This window comes from Stenotrophomonas sp. TWI377 (assembly GCF_039674525.1).
Taxonomy (GTDB): Bacteria; Pseudomonadota; Gammaproteobacteria; order Xanthomonadales; family Xanthomonadaceae; genus Stenotrophomonas.
On record NZ_JBDJNT010000030.1, the window covers coordinates 1 to 19218 of the forward strand.

General features: G+C 67.9%; 15 protein-coding genes. 10 read left to right on the forward strand and 5 right to left on the reverse strand.

Annotated elements, in window-relative coordinates:
• Positions 1-356: 356 nt before the first annotated feature.
• Complete coding sequence (gene tyrS / locus ABE546_RS17585; RefSeq protein ID WP_346464599.1) at positions 357-1568, reverse strand: tyrosine--tRNA ligase; 1212 nt, start codon at positions 1566-1568, stop codon at positions 357-359.
• A 168-nt stretch (positions 1569-1736) separates the two neighbouring features.
• On the opposite strand from tyrS, the gene ABE546_RS17590 reads away from it, so the two are divergent.
• Positions 1737-3200, forward strand: a complete 1464-nt coding sequence (locus ABE546_RS17590; protein ID WP_346464600.1) for a peptidoglycan DD-metalloendopeptidase family protein — start codon at positions 1737-1739, stop codon at positions 3198-3200.
• 66 nt (positions 3201-3266) lie between these two features.
• Positions 3267-4394: an anhydro-N-acetylmuramic acid kinase gene (locus ABE546_RS17595; RefSeq protein ID WP_346464601.1), complete on the forward strand. Its 1128-nt coding sequence runs from the start codon at positions 3267-3269 to the stop codon at positions 4392-4394.
• Positions 4395-4460: 66 nt separating this feature from the next.
• On the opposite strand, the gene ABE546_RS17600 is transcribed toward ABE546_RS17595, so the two are convergent.
• The 3 genes from ABE546_RS17600 to ABE546_RS17610 form a co-directional block, all read right to left on the reverse strand.
• Entirely contained in the window at positions 4461-4688 is a 228-nt protein-coding gene (locus tag ABE546_RS17600) for a hypothetical protein (RefSeq protein WP_046272989.1), read from the reverse strand.
• Between the two features lie 81 nt (positions 4689-4769).
• Entirely contained in the window at positions 4770-6065 is a 1296-nt protein-coding gene (locus ABE546_RS17605) for an MFS transporter (RefSeq protein ID WP_313208796.1), read from the reverse strand.
• A complete protein-coding gene (locus ABE546_RS17610; RefSeq protein ID WP_346464602.1) occupies positions 6062-6862 on the reverse strand; it encodes an exodeoxyribonuclease III in 801 nt (266 codons plus the stop codon). Before ABE546_RS17610 ends, ABE546_RS17605 begins: the two co-directional genes overlap by 4 nt.
• A gap of 207 nt (positions 6863-7069) precedes the next feature.
• Between ABE546_RS17610 and pyrE the strand changes: the two genes are divergently transcribed.
• The 8 genes from pyrE (at position 7070) to ABE546_RS17650 (ending at position 16835) form a co-directional block, all read left to right on the forward strand.
• Positions 7070-7729, forward strand: a complete 660-nt coding sequence (gene pyrE / locus ABE546_RS17615; protein WP_046272987.1) for an orotate phosphoribosyltransferase — start codon at positions 7070-7072, stop codon at positions 7727-7729.
• A gap of 18 nt (positions 7730-7747) precedes the next feature.
• A complete protein-coding gene (locus tag ABE546_RS17620; protein ID WP_313208798.1) occupies positions 7748-8410 on the forward strand; it encodes a hypothetical protein in 663 nt (220 codons plus the stop codon).
• A 499-nt stretch (positions 8411-8909) separates the two neighbouring features.
• The gene (locus ABE546_RS17625; protein ID WP_019183961.1) at positions 8910-9002 is read left to right on the forward strand and encodes a potassium-transporting ATPase subunit F; all 93 of its coding nucleotides are present in this window, start codon (positions 8910-8912) and stop codon (positions 9000-9002) included.
• A gap of 12 nt (positions 9003-9014) precedes the next feature.
• Positions 9015-10733 (forward strand): potassium-transporting ATPase subunit KdpA, encoded by a 1719-nt coding sequence (gene kdpA, locus ABE546_RS17630; protein WP_346464603.1) that lies wholly within the window; start codon positions 9015-9017, stop codon positions 10731-10733.
• An 11-nt stretch (positions 10734-10744) separates the two neighbouring features.
• Positions 10745-12796: a potassium-transporting ATPase subunit KdpB gene (kdpB, locus tag ABE546_RS17635; protein ID WP_346464604.1), complete on the forward strand. Its 2052-nt coding sequence runs from the start codon at positions 10745-10747 to the stop codon at positions 12794-12796.
• Positions 12793-13437 (forward strand): potassium-transporting ATPase subunit KdpC, encoded by a 645-nt coding sequence (kdpC, locus tag ABE546_RS17640; protein WP_346464605.1) that lies wholly within the window; start codon positions 12793-12795, stop codon positions 13435-13437. The genes kdpB and kdpC overlap by 4 nt, the downstream gene beginning before the upstream one ends.
• 37 nt (positions 13438-13474) lie before the next feature.
• Positions 13475-16135, forward strand: coding sequence for a sensor histidine kinase KdpD (locus ABE546_RS17645; protein WP_346464606.1), 2661 nt, complete (start codon positions 13475-13477; stop codon positions 16133-16135).
• On the forward strand, positions 16116-16835 hold the full coding sequence (locus ABE546_RS17650; protein WP_313208803.1) for a response regulator transcription factor: 720 nt from the start codon (positions 16116-16118) through the stop codon (positions 16833-16835). The genes ABE546_RS17645 and ABE546_RS17650 overlap by 20 nt, the downstream gene beginning before the upstream one ends.
• 30 nt (positions 16836-16865) lie before the next feature.
• On the opposite strand, the gene ABE546_RS17655 is transcribed toward ABE546_RS17650, so the two are convergent.
• Positions 16866-19214 (reverse strand): phosphomannomutase/phosphoglucomutase, encoded by a 2349-nt coding sequence (locus ABE546_RS17655; protein ID WP_346464607.1) that lies wholly within the window; start codon positions 19212-19214, stop codon positions 16866-16868.
• Between the last annotated feature and the right edge of the window lie 4 nt (positions 19215-19218).

Below are 19218 nucleotides of genomic sequence, written 5' to 3' on the forward strand. Positions count from 1 at the left end.
TCGTTGCGAGCCGCCCATTGTAGACCGGCTTATCTGCTTCGTCAACACCTTTTTTCAAGGCCGTTTCACCGAAGTGAACCGTTGTTGCCGATGCCGCTTCGTCGTTCGCCTTAGAGGCTTTCGTCGTTGCGAGCCGCCTATTATGTCAGGCTTTTCGTTTCCGTCAACACCTTCTTTCGAAGAAGTTGAAGTCCTGTTCCTTCGCGGTTGCCGCCTTGCGGTGGCCCCTGCGTCGGGGGAGGGAAAGTATGTCCCTATCCGGGGCGTTTGTGAAGGGGGTGGACGACATTTTTTCACGTCGTCTCTCCCACATTCATGCTGGAAGGGGTCCGGATCGCCCGAACCCCTTGTGCCACTTAGGCCGTGACCAGCAACACGCGTGCGAAGGTGCGCTTGCCGACCTGCAGCAGGCCTTCGAAACCGGGCACGAACACCTGCTGGGCATCCTCCACCACCTCGCCATCCACCTTCACCGCACGCTCTTTGAGCTTGCGGGAGGCCTCGGAGTTGCTCGGGGTGAGGCCGGCAGCCGTCAGCAGGGCACCAATCCGCAGGCCTTCGGCCGGAATGGTCACTTCCTGCAGCGGTAGCAGGGTCACATCGCCCTGCCCGGTCACCGCGGCATTCCAGCCGGCGATGGCCTGTTCGGCGGCCGCTGCATCGTGGAAGCGGGTGGTCAGCTCACGGGCCAGGCGCAGCTTCACCTCGCGCGGGTTCAACCCGCCCGCCTCGACCTGCTCACGCAGGGCCTTGGCCTCGGCCTGGCTGATATCAAAGGAGAGCAGCTCGATCCAGCGCCACATCAGGTCGTCGCCGATCTTCATGGTCTTGGTGACGATGTCGATGGCCGGCTCGCTGATACCAATATAGTTGTTGAGCGACTTGGACATCTTGGCCACGCCGTCCAGGCCTTCCAGCAGCGGCATGGTCAGCACGATCTGCGGCTTCTGCCCGTAGTGCTCCTGCAGGCCACGGCCCATCAGCAGGTTGAACTTCTGGTCGGTACCGCCCAGTTCGACGTCCGCTTCCAGCGCCACCGAGTCGTAGCCCTGCACCAGCGGGTACAGGAACTCGTGCAGGGCGATGGACTGCTGGGCGGCATAGCGCTTGGCGAAGTCGTCGCGCTCGAGCATGCGCGCCACGGTGTGCTGGCCGGCCAGGCGGATCATGTCGGCGGCGGCCATCTTGCCGAACCACTCCGAATTGAAGCGCACTTCGGTCTTCTCGCGGTCCAGCACCTTGAAGACCTGGTCCTCATAGGTACGCGCATTGGCCAGCACGTCTTCCTTGGTGAGCGGCTTGCGGGTGACGTTCTTGCCCGAGGGATCGCCGATCATCCCGGTGAAGTCACCGATCAGGAAGATCACCTGGTGGCCGAGGTCCTGGAACTGGCGCAGCTTGTTCAACAGCACGGTGTGGCCCAGGTGCAGGTCCGGTGCAGTGGGGTCGAAGCCGGCCTTGACCCGCAGCGGACGGCCGCTTTCCAGACGCTGGCGCAGTTCGTCGGATTTGAGGATCTCATCGGCGCCTCGCCCGATCAGGGCAATGGCTTCTTCAATCGAGGACACGTGACAACTCCCGGCAATGCCTTATTTATATGAATGACGTTAAGTACAAGTTAACCGCAGGTGCTTCACAAAAGCCAATAGGCACAAGGGTTTGACGCGGTATTTATACCTGTCTATGTTACCGACGTTTGGGCCCGCGCTCCCGGGCCAGCCAGGAACAGACCGACGATGCTCAATTCCGATCAAGGCCGCGCGCGCAAGCAGCGCTTCAAGGAACGTCTCCACGTCCTCCACGACACCGCCCTCCATCGGAAGCTCAAACAGCATCTTCCCGCGGCCTTCAACCAGCGCTGGACCCGCCGCCACTGGATGCACGCCAGCCTGTTCGCCACCATCGGCGCCCTGGTGGCCACGATCGTCCCCGGCTTCTCGCACACCATCGACTCGCCCTACTCGGCCAGCCATTCGACCCTGGCGCTGCCGTTGCCGCCGCTGTCGCTGGAACGCCAGCAGCAGACCCCCGGCGACAGCTGGCAGGTGCTGCGCGTCCAGCGCGGCCAGACCCTGAGCAACCTCTTCGACCAGGCCGGCATCCCGGCCACGGTGATGCACCAGGTGCTGGAGCACCCCGGTGTGCGCGAATCGCTGACCAAGCTGCGCCCGGGGGCGGAGATCGCCTTCGACCTGCCGCTGTCCGGTGAGCTGCGCACGATCCGCTTCGACCGCGATGCCGACAACCGTGTGGAGCTGTCCCTGGCCGGCGACAAGATCACCGAAACGGTGAGCAAGCGCGAGAGCTCGACCCGGCGCGTGGTCGCCAGTGGCGAGATCACCAGCTCGCTGTATGCCGCCGCGCGCAAGGCGGGGTTGTCGCCCTCGGCGATCGCGACGATGACCGACGAGATCTTCAAGTACGACATCGACTTCTCCAAGGACCTGCAGCCGGGCGACCGCTTCAGCGTGGTGCTGGATGAAACCTGGCGCGAAGGCGAGAAGGTGGACACCAGCAAGATCCTCGCGGCGACCTTCAGCTCGGGCGGCAAGACCTACAGCGGCTTCCGCTTCGACCGCAACGGCAAATCCGAGTACTTCGATGCCAGCGGCCGGCCGCTGAAGAAGAGCTTCATCCGCATGCCGATCCAGTTCGCGCGCTTGAGCTCGAGCTTCGGCGCGCGCAAGCACCCGGTGCTGGGCAAGATGCGCATGCACAAGGGCGTGGATTACGCCGCGCGCACCGGCACCCCGATCATGGCCGCTGGCGATGCCCGCGTGCAGTTCGCCGGGACCCAGCGCGGTTACGGCAACGTGGTGATCCTGGATCATGGCCGCGGCCACACCACGCTGTACGGGCACATGTCGCGCTTCGGCAAGATCAAGACCGGCCAGCGCGTGGCCCAGGGCACGGTGATCGGCTATGTCGGCTCGACCGGCCTGGCGACCGGCCCGCACCTGCACTACGAATTCCGCGTCAACGGCGTGCACCGCAACCCGCTGTCGGTGACGATGCCGCCGCCGGAGCCGCTGCAGGGCGCCGAGCTGGCGGCCTTCCGGGCGCAGACCGCCCCGGCCCTGGCGCGTATCCAGGGCATGGAAAAGCTGATCTACGCCGATGCCAGCCCGGCACCGGATGCCAAGGCCACCGATACGGCCACGGCGAAGGCCGGCAAGCCGGTCAAATCCACTCGCGGCTGATCGCTGCGATTGACGGCGGCAACGGGTTGCGCGGAAGCTGCACGCAACCCGTTGGACCGCCTGACCATGACCGCTGCTGTTGACCCCACCACCCCGCTCTACCTGGGCCTGATGTCCGGCACCAGCGCTGACGGCATCGATGCCGCGCTGGTGCAGTTCCCCGCCGAGGGCGGTTGCCGCTTCGTCCATGGCCTGACCCACGACTGGGACCCGGCCATGCGCGCCGAGCTGATCGCACTGGGAGAAGGCGGCACCATCACCTCGCTTGATGCACTGGGCCGCCTTGATGCCCAGGTCGGGATCACGTTCGCCGCGGCCGCCAACCGCCTGCTGGACAGCGCGCGCATCGACCGCACCCAGGTGCAGGCGATCGGCTCGCATGGGCAGACCGTGCGCCATCGGCCGCTGGCCGACCCCGCCTTCACGATGCAGATCGGCGATGCCAACCGCATCGCCGAATTGACCGGCATCACCACCGTGGCCGATTTCCGCCGCCGCGATGTCGCCGCTGGCGGCCATGGGGCGCCGCTGATGCCGGCTTTCCACCTGGCGATGCTGGGGGACAGCGAGGAAGACCGTGCCGTGCTCAACCTGGGCGGCATCGGCAACCTCACCCTGATTCCGCGCGAGGGCACACCGCGCGGTTTCGATACCGGCCCGGCCAATGCGCTGATGGATGCGTGGTGCCAGCGCCATCGCGGCGAACCGTTCGATGCCGACGGCGCGTTCGCGGCCAGTGGCCAGGTGGATGCCGCGCTGCTGGCGCGCTGGCTGGCCGATCCGTGGTTCGCGCTGCCGCCGCCGAAGAGCACCGGGCGCGAGCAGTTCCACCTGGACTGGGCGCAGGCGCAGCTCGGCGAGGGGCAGGTGTCGGGCGCGGATGTGCAGGCCACCCTGCTGGAACTGACCGCCGCCACCGTGGCCGATGCGCTGCTGGCGCACCTGCCGGGTGCGAAGCGGGTGCTGGTCTGCGGCGGTGGCGTGCGCAACCCGCAGCTGCTGCGGCGCCTCGGCGCGCGTCTGCCGGGCGTGGTGATCGAGTCCAGCGCGGTGCACGGGCTGGATCCGGATTATCTGGAGGCGATGGGGTTCGCCTGGTTGGCACAGCGCACGCTGGCCGGGCTGCCGGGCAACCTGCCGAGCGTCAGTGGCGCGCGGGGGCCGCGGATTCTCGGGGCGATCCACCTGGGCTGAGGGGCCACGGCGGGGGGCGCTGCGTGCGGCGGTGATCGCCGATGCGCCATTCGCGGCGTGCCGCCGTTACAGCCCCTGCGCGTCCGGCAACGCCTGCAGGGCGGCGATGGCATCGGCCAGCGCGTCGACCTCGGGATCGTGGAAGCCGCTGCGGACCTCCAGTTCGCTGGCGAACAGGCCTTGTTCCAGCAGCGCCACGCAGGTGTCCTCGCGGGTCCATCCGCGCGCAACCGCAATGCGGCGGATACGTTCCAGCAACAGCGGGTCCACCTCCCGCAGCAGTAGATCAGCCATCGTTCTCCCCGTTGGCGCGCCGCCATCCCCGCGGCCACTGTGCCGGCATGATCCATCAGGCGCTGCCGGCACGCAAACCCCTCAGGCCGTGCTGCGGTCCCGGATCCGTGGCCACAGCCAGACCAGCAGCAGCAGGGTCGGGATGACGGTGGTGGCGCTGAGGATGAAGAAGGTGCTGTAGGAGCTCGCCTCCACGATGTAACCGGAGACGCCGCCGACGAACTTGCCCGGCAGGTTGGCCAGCGAGACCAGCAGCGCGTACTGGGTGGCAGTGAAGTTGCGATCGGTCAGCGAGGACATGAAGGCGACCAGCACGGTGCCGGCAAAGCCCTGGAACAGGTTGTCCGCGCTCAGCGCCGCATAGAACGCCCACAGCTGGCCCGGGTTGTGCGCCATCAACAGGAACGCCAGGTTGGACAGCGCCACGCCCAGCGCGGCGACCAGCAGCATGCGGCGGAAGCCGAACGCGGCCACCGCGATGCCGCCGAGGAAGGCACCGCCGATGCCCATCCACACCCCGAACAGCTTGGAGACGGTGGCGATATCGGCTTTGGTGAAGCCCGAATCCAGATAGAACGGACCGGCCATCACCCCGATCACCTGATCCGGGAACTTGTAGAGCCCGACGAAGGCCAGCAGCACCAGCGCCAGCACCACGCCGTTGGTGCTGAAGAAGCTGGCGATCGGCTGCCAGAAGGCCCCGAAGAAATCGATCCGGCGCTGGATGCGCACTTCCGGCTGTTCCGGCTCGCGGCACAGCAGCGTGGTGATGATCGGCAGGATCATCAACGCGGCCATGGCCAGGTACGCCACGATCCAGCTCTCGAACTGGGCCAGGTACAACGCGCCCGCGCCGGCCAGGATCAGGCCGATGCGATAGCCCAGCGTGTAGGTCGCGGCGAGTGCCGCCTGCGCGCTCTCCGGTGCGATCTCGATGCGGTAGGCATCGACCACCGAATCCTGGGTGGCGCCGGCGAACGAGGCCACCAGCACCCACAGGACCAGTGGGGTGACGCCGAGTTCGGGGCGCACGAACGCCAGCGCGAACAACCCACCGGTGACCGCGATCTGCGAGGCGAGCAGCCAGGAACGGCGGCGGCCGAGGAAGCCGATCAGCGGAAACGCGTAGCGGTCGATCAGCGGTGCCCAGACGAACTTCATCAGATAGAAGAAGCTGGCCAGGCTGATCAAACCGATGCTGCCCAGGTCCAGGCCGACATCACGCAGCCGGGTGGACAGGGTCTGCGAGGCGATCAGCAGGAACGGCAAGCCGCTGCCGAAGCCCAGGAAGGCCATCGTCAGCGCCGAGGGCGTACCGAAGGCACGCTTGATCCCCGCCCAGCCCTTGTAGGACATCGGCTCGACCGCTTCACTCATTGGGCGTAGTCCACCGTGAACGGGGCATGGTCGGAGAAGCGCTCATCGCGATAGACCGAGCAGCTGCGCAGGCGCTCGCGCAGGCCCGGGCTGACGAACTGGTAATCGATGCGCCAACCGACGTTATTGGCGCGCGCCTGGCCGCGGTTGCTCCACCAGGTGTAGTCCTCGCCCTGCGGGTGCAGCAGGCGGTAGGCATCCGTCCAGCCCTGGCCGGCGGCGATATCCAGCGCCTGGTCGGCATCTACGCACTGGCCGTTGAGCCAGTCTCGCTCGGGCGGCAGGCAGCCGGAGTTCTTCTGGTTGGACTTCCAGTTCTTGATGTCCAGCGCCGAGCGCACGATGTTCCAGTCGCCGCACAGGACGTAGTCGCGGCCACTGGCCAGCCACTCGGCCAGGATCGGGCGCAGCCATTCCATCACTTCGTACTTGAAGCCCTGGCGCAGGTCGCCCGAGCTGCCCGAGGGGATATAGAAGGAGACCACGCTGAGGTTGCCGTAGCGCGCCTCGATGTAACGGCCTTCATCGTCGAACGGGGCCCAGCCCAGCGAGGTGATCACCTGGTCCGGCTCGCGCTTGCTGTAGATGGCGACCCCGCTGTAGCCCTTCTTGGTGATGGCGTCGCGGTAGAAGCAGTGGTGGCCGTCCGGGCGGAACATCGGGTCGGTCAGCTGGTCTTCCTGGGCCTTGGTTTCCTGGATGCACAGGACGTCGGCGTCCTGGGCGCGGAACCACTCGAGAAAGCCCTTGGTGGCGGCGGAACGGATGCCATTGGCGTTGAAACTGATGATGCGCATGCTGACCCGGGTCTGGAACGATACCCGCAAGAGCATACCGTTTCGGCCCTTGCAGGGGCTGGCTGGAAACGGACGCGATTACCGCGCGCCGGGGCCTTTGCAGGTTGTCGCACCGCCTCATGCGACACCGGGCCGCAGGGGCCGGCGAGCGGAAAAGTGCGGGCATGCATTAGGATTTGCGCTCCAAATGAATTGAATTGAGTCTTGATGAGCGACCATCGCCACCGTTTCCTGCAACTGGCCCTGACCGCCGATGCCCTGCGTTTCGGCCAGTTCACCCTGAAGTCCGGCCGTCTGAGCCCCTATTTCTTCAATGCCGGCCGGTTTGATTCCGGCGCGCGCATGTCCCAGCTGGCGGCCTGCTACGCCGATGCCGTGGAAGCGACCGGGCTGAAGTTCGACGTCGTGTTCGGCCCCGCCTACAAGGGCATTCCGCTGGCCACCGCGACCGCCTGTGAATTCGCCCAGCGCGGCCGCGACCTGCCGCTGTCGTTCAACCGCAAGGAAGCCAAGGACCACGGCGAAGGCGGCAACCTGATCGGCGCCGACATGAATGGCAAGCGCGTGCTGATCGTGGATGACGTGATCACCGCCGGCACCGCGATCCGCGAGGCACTGGCGATCATCAAGGGTGCTGGTGGCACCCCGGCCGGCATCGTGGTCGCACTGGACCGCCAGGAGATCGCCTCGGAAACCGACCGCCGTTCGGCCGCGCAGGCCGTGGCCGAAGAAGCCGGTATTCCGGTGGTGGCCGTGGCCACGCTGGCCGACCTGCTTGATTTTGCCTCCGGAAATCCGGAACTTGTCGGCTACCGGCAGCCGCTGGAGGACTATCGTTCCCGCTACGGCAGCCGTCCTACGCGTTGAGAGCAGGGGGCTTTCACCATGTCCAGGTTTGCCACGTTCACCGTTGTCGGCCTGTTGCTGGCCGTGCCGCTGTTGCCTGCCCAGGCGCAGAAGCGCACGGCCGATGCGACGCCGAAGAAGCTGTACTGCTGGAACAAGGGCAGCGAGCGGATCTGCAGTGATGCCCTGCCCCAGGAGGCGGTGAACAGCGCGCGCGAGGAGTTCAACCTGCGCAGCGGCATGCGCAGTGGGCAAGTGCAGCGCGCGTTGACCGACGAGGAACGCGCCGACGCTGCTGCGCAGGCCGCGCAGCAGCGCCTGGACCTGGCGGCCGAGCAGACCCGCCAGCGCACCGAGCAGGCCATGCTGGCCACGTACGAGAACGAGGACGACCTGCGCCGGGTGTTCGCCGAGCGCAGCGGGATCCTGGACAACAACATCCACACCGCCAGTTACAACGTGGCCAGCGTGCGTGATGCGCTGGTCACGCTGCTGGCCAGCGCGGGCAACCGCGAGCTGGATGGGCAGCCGGTGCCGGACAAGCAGGCCGAGCGCATCCGTGAGCGGCATGCCGAGCTGGTGGCGCAGCGGCGCATGCAGGCGTCGTTCGAGCAGCAGCGCCAGGCGCTGGATGTGGAGATCGAGAGCACGCTGCAGCGTTATCGGTTGCTGAAGGGTGTGGGGAGCGATCCGCGCGGGTAAGGGTGGATGTGCGATTGCGTTGAAACGAAGGCGGCCTTTTTGGTCGCCTTTTTGGTTTTTCTACGCTCCGCATCGCGGGCATGAAGCTTGCTGTGAACTGTTGCGGACGCGGGGGCGGTGGGTTGGTCGGGCGGCGGCCGGGGGACATTTGCCGAGGGGCCTGCCCACCGCTGCGGGGCCCTCACGCTCGCGACAGACCTGAGCGGAGACGCCACCCGATCCACCTTCCGGCGGAGTTCCCAGGCCAGACGTACACGGCCGTGCGCATCTGCATTGCCGTGGAATGTAGCGCTCCGATCCATGAGGGAAGCACCTTTTTATGCACTTTTTACGGGAGTCGCCGGTTTCGGGCGTGGAGCGTTTATGCCGGGCAGGCAGACCATGAGCGCCTGACGTGGAGTGGTTCCACCTGGACGTCCCATGCACCTGTATCTGCCTGTCTCCCCCGCCGGTGCCCCGTGCACCGCGCGCTCCCTTTCCCGCGTTTGAGGCCACGACCATGTCTGCCTGGCTTTCCCTGCTGTGCGGCGTGCTGGTGCTCGTTGCCGCCGCCTATCTGTTGTACGTCGTGCTTCGGCCCGAAACCTTCTGACCGGAGCCGACCATGACCGAGATCCTGTTGATCCTGCTGGCCAGCATCGTGCTGGCCTTTCCGCTGGGGCTGTACCTGGCCCGGGTGATGCGCGGTGGCCCGATGCGCGGCGACGCGCTGTTCGGGTGGATTGAAAAACCGCTGTACCGGCTGCTCGGGGTGAACCCGGCGCGCGGCATGTCCTGGCGTGGCTACGTGGGTGCCTTCCTGCTCAGCAACGTGGTGATCGCGGTGCTGGTGCAGGCCGTCTTTATGACCCAGGCCTGGCTGCCGTTCAATCCCGACCAGATTCCCAACATGCGCTGGGATACCGCGCTGCACACGATGGTGTCGTTCCTGACCAACACCAACCAGCAGCACTATTCCGGCCAGGCGCAGCTGTCCTACTTCGCGCAGATGACCGCGATCACCGGGCTGCAGATGGTGACGCCGATGATGGGCCTGGCGCTGGTGGTCGCCACCCTGCGTGCACTGTTCAGTGCGCGCCCTGAGGACGTGCCGGCTGACCAGGCCGCGCTGCTCAGTGCGGACCGCCGTGTCGATGTGGGCAACTACTACGCCGATGTGGTGCGCGCGTGCGTGCGCTTCATGCTGCCGCTGTGCCTGTTGTGGGCGGTGCTGCTGACCAGCCAGGGCGTGCCCGCCACGTTCACTGGTGGTCCGCAGGCCACGCCGATCGATGCCGCGGCCGGCATGGACACGCAGAAGATTCCGCTCGGCCCGGTCGCGGCGATGGTCGCGGCCAAACAGCTGGGCACCAACGGCGGTGGCTGGTACGGCCCCAACAGCGCGATGCCGCTGGAGAACCCGACCCCGCTGTCCAATGCGCTGGAACTGATCGGCATCCTGCTGATCCCGATCGCGGTGATCTTCATGCTCGGCGCGTTCACCGGACGCAGGCGCCTGGCCGGGCTGGTGTTCGGCTGCATGCTGGCGATGTCCAGCGTGTCGATTGCCGCCACCGTGTGGCTGGAGGGTCACTCGGCCACGGCGGCCAGCCCGCTGCTGATGGAGGGCAAGGAAGTGCGCTTCGGTGCCGATGGCACGGGGCTGTGGGCCGCGATCACCACCCAGGTATCGAACGGTTCGGTCAACGGCATGCATGACTCGCTCAGTCCGCTGGCCGGTGCCGTGCCGATGGTCAACATGCTGGTGAATGCGATCTGGGGTGGCATCGGCTGTGGCCTGCAGCAGTTCATCGTGTACCTGCTGCTGGGCGTGTTCCTGGCCGGGCTGATGACCGGCCGCACCCCGGAACTGTTCGGCCGCAAGCTGGAAACGCCGCAGGTGCGCCTGCTCGCGCTGCTGGTGCTGCTGCAGCCGATCACCATCCTGGGCTTCACCGCGCTGACCCTGGCGATCCCGTCGATCACCGGCACCTCCAACCCCGGCTTCCACGGCATCAGCCAGGTGTTCTACGAGTACACCTCGGCGTTCGCCAACAATGGCTCGGGCTTTGAGGGCCTCGGCGATGCCACGGTGTGGTGGAACCTGAGCTGCACCCTGGTGCTGTTGCTGGGTCGCTACCCCGTGCTGGTGATCCCATTGATCGTGGCCGCGCAGCTGGCGGCCAAGCGGCGGGCGCCGGAATCGGCCGGCACGCTGCAGATTGAAACCCCGACCTTCGCGCTGACCCTGATCGCGCTGATCGTCATCCTCACCGTATTGCAGTTCATGCCGGCGCTGGTCCTTGGCCCGGTGGCCGACCACCTGTCGCTGACGCTGCACTGAGACCGCCTCCCATGAGTACGTACCCGTTGAACGTTTCTTCCCACCGCCGCCAGCGCCTGCTGGATGGTGCCGGCTGGCGCCGTGCCCTGCGCGATGCCGTGATCAAACTCTCGCCGCGGCACCTGCTGCACAGCCCGGTGATGGCCGTGGTAATGGTCGGCACGGTGGTCAGCGCACTGGTGACGCTGAGCGGCAATGCGCCGCTGGGCTTCGGCCTGGCGGTCACCGCGATCCTGCTGCTGACCGTGCTGTTCGGCAACTTCGCCGAGGCTGTCGCCGAAGCGCGTGGCCGCGGCCAGGCGGCCTCGCTGCGGCGTGCCCGCCAGGACCTCACCGCGCGCCGGCTGGCCGCCGCGCATGCCGGGGCCAGTGAAACCCAGGTCCCGGCTGCCGAACTGCGGCCGGGCGATCATGTGATCGTCAGTGCCGGCGAGTTGATCCCGGCCGATGGCGAGATCGTTCAGGGCCTGGCGACCATCAACGAAGCGGCGGTAACCGGTGAATCGGCGCCCGTGCTGCGCGAGGCCGGTACCGACCGCAGTGGTGTGATTGGCGGCACCAAGGTGCTTTCCGACCAGATCATCGTGCGCATCACCGCCGAGCCGGGCCACAGCTTCCTGGACCGGATGATCGCGCTGGTGGAAGGCGCGAACCGCCAGAAGACCCCGAACGAGGTTGCCCTGACCCTGCTGCTGGCGGCGATGACGCTGACCTTCCTGGTGGTGGTGGCGACGCTGCCGGCGATCGGCGCCTTCGTGGGCGTACAGGTCGATCCGCTGCTGCTGATCGCGCTGCTGGTGTGTTTGATCCCGACCACCATCGGCGGCCTGCTGCCGGCCATCGGCATCGCCGGCATGAACCGTGCGCTGGCCGCCAACGTGCTGGCCAAGTCCGGCAAGGCGGTGGAAGTGGCTGGCGATGTGGACGTGCTGCTGCTCGACAAGACCGGCACCATCACCTACGGCGACCGCCAGGCCACGCATTTCCATGCCCTTGCCGGTATCGACGCCAGCCAGCTGCGCGAGGCGGCGCTGCTCTCCTCGCTGGCCGACCCGACCCCGGAAGGCAAGTCGGTGGTGCGGCTGGCGCGTGAGCAGGGCTGCACGACGGCCGAGCCGGACCATGCGGACTATCTGGCCTTCAGTGCGCAGACCCGCATGTCCGGCGTCGATCTGGACGGCGGCCGCCGCATCCGCAAGGGCGCCTCCGATGCGATCACCGCGTATGTGCGTGCGCTGGGCGGCACGGTGCCGTCGGAGCTGACCGGACGCGTGGAACAGGTGGCACGCAACGGTGCGACACCGCTGGTGGTGTGCGAAGGCCGCCATGTGCTGGGCGTGATCGAGCTGTCGGACGTGGTCAAGCACGGCATGCGCGAGAAGTTCGCGCAGCTGCGCGCGATGGGCATCCGCACGGTGATGATCACCGGCGACAACCCGCTCACCGCTGCGGCGATCGCGGCCGAGGCCGGCGTGGACGATTACATCGCCGAGGCCCGCCCCGAAGACAAGCTGGCCCGCATCCGGGCCGAGCAGGCCGGTGGGCGGCTGGTGGCGATGGTCGGCGACGGCACCAACGATGCACCGGCACTGGCCCAGGCCGACATCGGGCTGGCGATGAACTCCGGTACGCAGGCGGCCAAGGAGGCCGGCAACATGGTCGACCTGGATTCGGATCCGGCCAAGCTGCTGGCGGTCGTTGAAGTGGGCAAGCAGCAGCTGATCACGCGCGGTGCGCTGACCACCTTCTCGCTGGCCAACGATGTCTCCAAGTATTTCGCGATCCTGCCGGCGCTGTTCGCCTCCACCCTGCCGGCGATGGCGGCGTTGAACGTGATGCACCTGTCCAGCCCGCGCAATGCAGTGCTGGCGGCACTGATCTTCAACGCCCTGGTGATCCCGGCGCTGATCCCGCTGGCGTTGCGCGGGGTGCGCTTCCGCCCGGCCACGGCCACGGCGCTGCTGCGCCGGAACATGCTGGTGTACGGCCTGGGCGGCGTGCTGCTGCCGTTTGCGGCCATCAAAGTGATCGACCTCTTCCTTGTCTCGGTATTCGGCGCATGAACCGCTCGCTTGCTACGTCCGCTCCCCGTTCCGCGCGCAGCCGCGCTGCTGCCCCTACCCAGCTGCAGCAGGACAGCGCCTGGCGCCCGGCCCTCGTGCTCGGCATAAGCAGCCTGCTGCTGCTCGGCCTGGCCTACGCGATGGCCACCACCAGCGTAAGCCGGCTGCTGTTTCCGGCGCAGGCCGATGGCAGCCTGCTGATCCGGGATGGACAGGTACGCGGCTCGCAGTTGATCGCCCAACCGTTCGTGGGCGACGGCTACTTCCAGGCGCGGCCGTCGGCGGCCAACTACGATCCGATGGCCGCCGCCGGCAGCAACATGGCGCGCAGCAACCCGGCGCTGCAGCAACGGGTGCAGGCGGCGATCACTGCGGTGGCCGCACGCGAAGGCGTGCCTGCCGCCCAGGTTCCCGGCGATCTGGTGACCCAGTCCGGCGCCGGCATGGACCCGGAGATCTCCCCGGCCGCCGCGCAGGTGCAGATTGCCCGGGTGGCACGCAGCCGTAGCCTGCCGGTAGAGCGCGTCGCCGCGTTGGTGCAGGCCAATACCCGGGGCCCGCAATGGGGCGTGTTCGGCCAGCCGCGGGTGAACGTGATGACGTTGAACCTGGCGCTGGATGATCTCAAGGCGCGACCGTGATGCCGGGATCGCGCGAACCGGCGCACAATCCCCGCCCATGAGCGACTCCCGTACCCGCCAGGCCGACGCCCTGGTCGACACCCTGCAGCGCGAAGCCGGCGGCAAACTCACCGTGTTCCTGGGTGCGGCGCCGGGTGTGGGCAAGACCTTCAGCATGCTCACCCGCGCGCATGAGCAGCTGCGCCGCGGCGTGGATGTGTTGATCGGGCTGGTGGAAACCCACGGCCGCGCCGACACCTCGGCGCTGCTGGCGGGCCTGCCGCAGGTGCCGTTGCTGCAGCGCGAGTATCAACAGCACGCACTGGAGGAGATGGACCTGGACGCGGTGCTGGCACGTCGCCCGGCGCTGGTGCTGGTGGACGAACTGGCGCATCGCAACGTGCCCGGCAGTCGCCACGAGCGGCGCTGGCAGGACGTGATGGAGCTGCTGGATGCCGGCATCGACGTGTGGACGACGGTCAACATCCAGCATCTGGAAAGCCTCAACGACGTGGTCATGCGGATCACCGGGGTGCGGGTCAGCGAGACCGTGCCCGATGCGGTGCTCGACCGCCTGCACGACATCGTGCTGGTGGACCTGCCGCCGCGCGAACTGATCGAGCGGCTGCAGCAGGGCAAGGTCTACGTGCCGGAGCAGGCGGCGCAGGCGTTGCAGGCGTTCTTCTCGCCGGCCAACCTGACCGCGCTGCGCGAGCTGGCCATGCAGGAGGCCGCCGATCGCGTGGACAGCAGCCTGCGCGAAACCCGTGCCGCGCGCGGCGAAGGCAACCTGCCGCTGCGCCGGCGGGTGCTGGTGGCGATCGATGGCGGCGGCCAGAGCGAGTACCTGGTGCGGGTCGGCCGGCGCATCGCCGAGCGGCGCGATGCGCCGTGGACGGTGGTGACGGTGCAGGCGCGCGCGCACGACGAGCAGACCCGGCGCGAGATCGATGCCGCCTTCGCCCTGGCCCGCCGCCTCGGGGGTGAAGCGGAGCTGCTGCATGGCTCCAGCATCGCCGATGCGCTGCTGGACCATGCCGCACACAACGGTGTCTCCACGCTGGTGCTGGGCCGCACACGCGAGCGGCCGCTGGCACGCATGCTCAACCGCACGCTGACCCAGCAGCTGATCCGACGCGGCGCGCATTTCGAGATCACCATCATCGGTACACCACAGGCACGTGCGCGGGCACGCCGGTCCGGGCTGTCGATACCCAGCCGCAGCGCCGGCAAGGATGCGCTGCTGGCAGTGGGGGCCACTGCGGCCGCCTGCCTGGTGGCGCTGGTCGCCGAACGCTGGATCGGGCTGTACGACCTGTCGATGGTCTTCATCGTGGCGGTAGTGATGGTCGCTGCGCGCAGCCGCACCAGTGCGGCGGTGATCGCCGCCGCGCTGTGTTTCCTCGCCTACAACTTCTTCTTCATCGCGCCGCGCTTCACCTTCGCGATCAGCGCGCGCCAGGGCGTGATCACGGTCTTCCTGTTCCTGGCCGCCGCCTTGGTGGCAGGGCGGTTGGCCTCGCGCCTGCGCATGCAGGTGGTGGCCTTGCGCGCCGCCAACCGGCACGCGCATGCGCGCCAGGCACTGGGCCGGCAGCTGGCCAGTGCGCCCAGCAACGAGCAGGTCGCGCAGGCCGGCCGGGAAGCGCTGGAGCAGGCGATGGATGCCCCGGCGTGGCTGCGCATCGGGCAGTACACCAGCGCCAGTGGCAGCGCCGCGCCAGGTGATACGGATCTGGCCGCGGCCGACTGGGCGCACCGGCACGGCCAGCCCAGCGGGCGCTTCACCGATACGCTGGCCGGTGCCGGCTGGTGGTTCCTGCCGCTGCTGGACGGCGACGACCGGGCGATCGGCGTGGCCGGCATGCGCTTCCCGCGCGAGGCGCCGCGGCTCACGCCCGAGCAGCGCCAGCTGGCCGAGGCGATGGTGGACGATATCGCGCAGGCTGCGCTGCGCACCCAGCTGGTGGCCGATCTGGAGAAGGCGCACGTGAGCAACGAGACCGAGCGGCTGCGCTCGGCGTTGCTGTCCTCGGTGTCGCATGACCTGCGCTCGCCGCTGGCGGCGATGATCGGCTCGGCCGACAGCCTCTCCAGCTACGCCGATGCGATGGATGCCAGTGACCGGCGCGCCCTGCTGGATACCATCCTGGTCGAAGGCGAGCGCCTGGACCGCTACATCCAGAACCTGCTCGACATGACCCGGCTCGGCCATGACGGCCTGCAGATCAACCGCGACTGGATCGGCGTGGATGAGCTGGTCGGTTCGGCCGCGCGCCGCCTGCAGCGCTATCAGCCCGACGTGCTGCTCAAGCTGGATATTCCCGCTGAACTGGCGCCGATCTGGGTGCATCCGGCGCTGGTCGAGCAGGCGGTGTTCAACGTGATGGAGAACGCGGCCAAGTTCTCCCCGCCCGGTGCGGCGGTGGAGGTGCAGGCGCGGCTGGTCGAGGGCGAATTGCGCATCGACGTGCTCGATGCCGGCCCCGGTATTCCCGACGACGAGCGGGCGCGCATCTTCGACATGTTCTACAGCGTGGAGCGCGGCGACCGCGGCCGGCATGGCACCGGCCTGGGCCTGACCATCTGCCAGGGCATGATCGGGGCGCATGGCGGCAGCGTGCAGGCGCTGCCGGGCCGCGACGGACGCGGTACCCTGATCCGCATCACCCTGCCCTTGCTGCAGCCCCACCCTGCCGATGACACCGATGATTCCTGAGGCTTCCCACGGCGTGCCCCCGGCGCGTGTGCTGGTGATCGACGATGAAGCGCAGATCCGGCGCTTCCTGGAGATCAGCCTGCGCGCGCAGGGCTACCGCGTGTCCCAGGCCGCCACCGGCCAGGCCGGGCTGGAAGCGCTGGTCGGCGAAGGGGCGGACCTGGTGATCCTGGATATCGGCCTGCCCGACATGGAAGGCCATGACGTGCTGGGCGAGCTGCGTCAGTGGAGCCAGGTGCCGGTGATCATGCTGACCGTGCGCGCCAGCGAGACCGAGAAGGTGCGGGCGCTGGATGCCGGCGCCAACGACTACGTGACCAAGCCGTTCGGCACGCAGGAGCTGATGGCGCGCGTGCGTGCCCTGCTGCGCTCGCGCACGGTCTCCAGCGAGGGCGTGCTGCCCCAGTTCGATGATGGGCACCTGCATATCGACCTGGTGCGGCGCGAAGTACATCTGGAGGGTGCGCCGGTGGCACTGACACGCAAGGAGTACGCGTTGTTGTCACTGCTGCTGCGCAATGCCGGGCGGGTCGTGACCCAGCCGCAGATCCTGCAGGACATCTGGGGGCCGACACACCAGCACGACACGCATTACCTGCGGATTCTGGTTGGCAAGCTGCGCCACAAGCTGGGCGATTCGGCGCTGGATTCGCGCTATCTGTTCACCGAGCCCGGCGTGGGGCTGCGGTTCAAGGGCTAGGTACCGACCGTTGGTCGGTACCCATGCCGGTCAGAAGCCCAGGTCCACACCCGGCAGCAGCGGTTGCAGCTGCGCGCGGAACAGGGCCTTGATGCGCTCCAGCGCCGCCTCGTCATCGGCCTCGAAACGCAGCACCAGCACCGGGGTCGTGTTGGACGCGCGCACCAGGCCCCAGCCATCGGGGAAATCGGCACGCAGGCCGTCGATGGTGGACAGGCGCGCGCCGGCGAACGGCGAGTCCTCCACCTGCACCGAGGACACGAACAGCGACACCAGCGCGTGCGGGGTGCCTGCGTCCACCGGCACCTTCAACTCCGGGGTGGAGACGCTGTCGGGCAGTTCGTCCAACACCTCCGAGGGGCTCTCTTCGCGCTGCGCCAGGATTTCCAGCAGGCGCGCGGCGGCGTACAGGCCATCGTCGAAGCCGAACCAGCGTTCCTTGAAGAAGAAGTGCCCGCTCATCTCGCCCGCCAGCTCGGCGTCGGTTTCGCGCATCTTCGCCTTCATCAGCGAATGGCCGGTCTTCCACATCAGCGGGCTGCCACCGTTGCGCAGCACGTAATCGGAGAGCTTGCCGCTGCACTTCACGTCGTAGATCACCAGCGCGCCCGGGTTGCGCATCAGCACATCGGCGGCGAACAGCATCAGCAGGCGATCGGCGTAGATGATCCTGCCTTCGCGGGTGACCACGCCGAGACGGTCGCCGTCGCCATCAAAGGCCAGGCCGATATCCGCATCGAAGCGCTTCACGGTCTGGATCAGGTCTTCCAGATTGCGCGGGTCGCTCGGGTCCGGATGGTGGTTCGGGAAGGTGCCGTCCACATCGCAGTACAGCGGAATGACCTCCGCACCGATCGCTTCCAGCAGCGGCTGGGCAAGCTCGCCGGCCACACCATTGCCCGCGTCGGCGACCACCTTGAGCGGGCGATCCAGCTGCACGTCATCGGCGATGCGCTGGATGTAGTCGGCATTGACGTCGCGGGTCTGGAAACTGCCCGGCTCGGGGGCCACGTGCAGCTGACCATCGCGGATGCGGTGGTACAGCTCGGTGATCGCATCGCCGGACAGCGTTTCACCGCCGACCACGATCTTGAAGCCGTTGTAGTCCGGCGGGTTGTGGCTGCCGGTCACCGCCACGCAGCTGCCGGCGCGCAGGTGGTAGCTGGCGAAGTACACCACCGGCGTCGGCGCCAGGCCGATATCAGTGACGTTGCAGCCGGCGCGGCGCAGGCCTTCGATCAGGCCGGCGGTGAGCTCGGGGCCGGAGAGGCGTCCATCGCGCCCCACCACGATGTCGCGCAGGCCCTGGACCTTCAGCACCGAACCGATCGCCTGGCCGATCAGGGCGGCGACCTTGGGGGTCAGCTCGCGGCCGACGATGCCGCGGATGTCGTAGGCGCGGAAGATCCCGGCCGCGACGGTCTCGCCCGGCACGGCCGGCGGCGGCGCGGCCGCTGCTGTTTCATCAACGCTCTCGACGGCGGCCACCGCGAGCGGTACCTGGGCGAGACTTTCACTCAAGGTGGGACCGGCGTCGGCACCGCTGTCGGCGGCACCCCGGCGACGCGGCAACGGCACCTTGCCTTTGCCCAGCACCAGCAGCACGGCAATCAGCAGCAACAACACGGCCACGATCGCACTGGAGATCGCCCCCAGGCCCAACGGGCCCGGTTCGATGTCCGGCACCGCGGCCGACAGGCGCAGGCCACTGGTGCCGATCGGACGTGCCAGCGCTTCAGCGCCGCCGGACAGCCCGCGGCTGCCCTGTTCAATCACGTTGTGATTGCCTTGGCGCAGGGCGAGATAGCCGGCGCCCGGCACGGCGACCTGGTCGAATATGCCGGTCAGCCGCAGCAGCGGCTGCCGCACGTAGACCACGGCCGCCCCCTGCGGGCCCAGCTCCACCGCCGCGGCCAGGCCGAGGCGCTGGCCGCCGGCATCGCGCACCACGCGACCGACGGGTGTGTCATCGGCGATGGCCGCCTCGAGCAGGGCCAGGCGCGAGTAACCGAAGGCCTTCGGATCGGCGTACGCCGCATCAAGATCGGCCGTGAGGATCTGGACGTCTTCCACGCCGGGCCAGCCTTCGCGGATGGCGACGGCCGCACCTTGTGCGTTGCCGCTGGCCAGTGCGCTGGCAACGCGCTCGGTCTTGAGCACCTTGCCCAGCTTGCCGAGCTGACCGGTCAGCGCCGTCTGCAGCCCCGCGACCACCTGGTCGCGGGAGTGTTCAAGCTCGGCGCCGACGGCGGCCTGGCGCCATTGGCGCACACCGCTCCACCCGAACCAGACCGCCAACAGCACCAGCAGCACGGCCAACAGCAGCACCGAGCGCCCTGTGGTCAACCGCGGCCGTCCTTCCGCCTTCGCCTTGCTCATGACG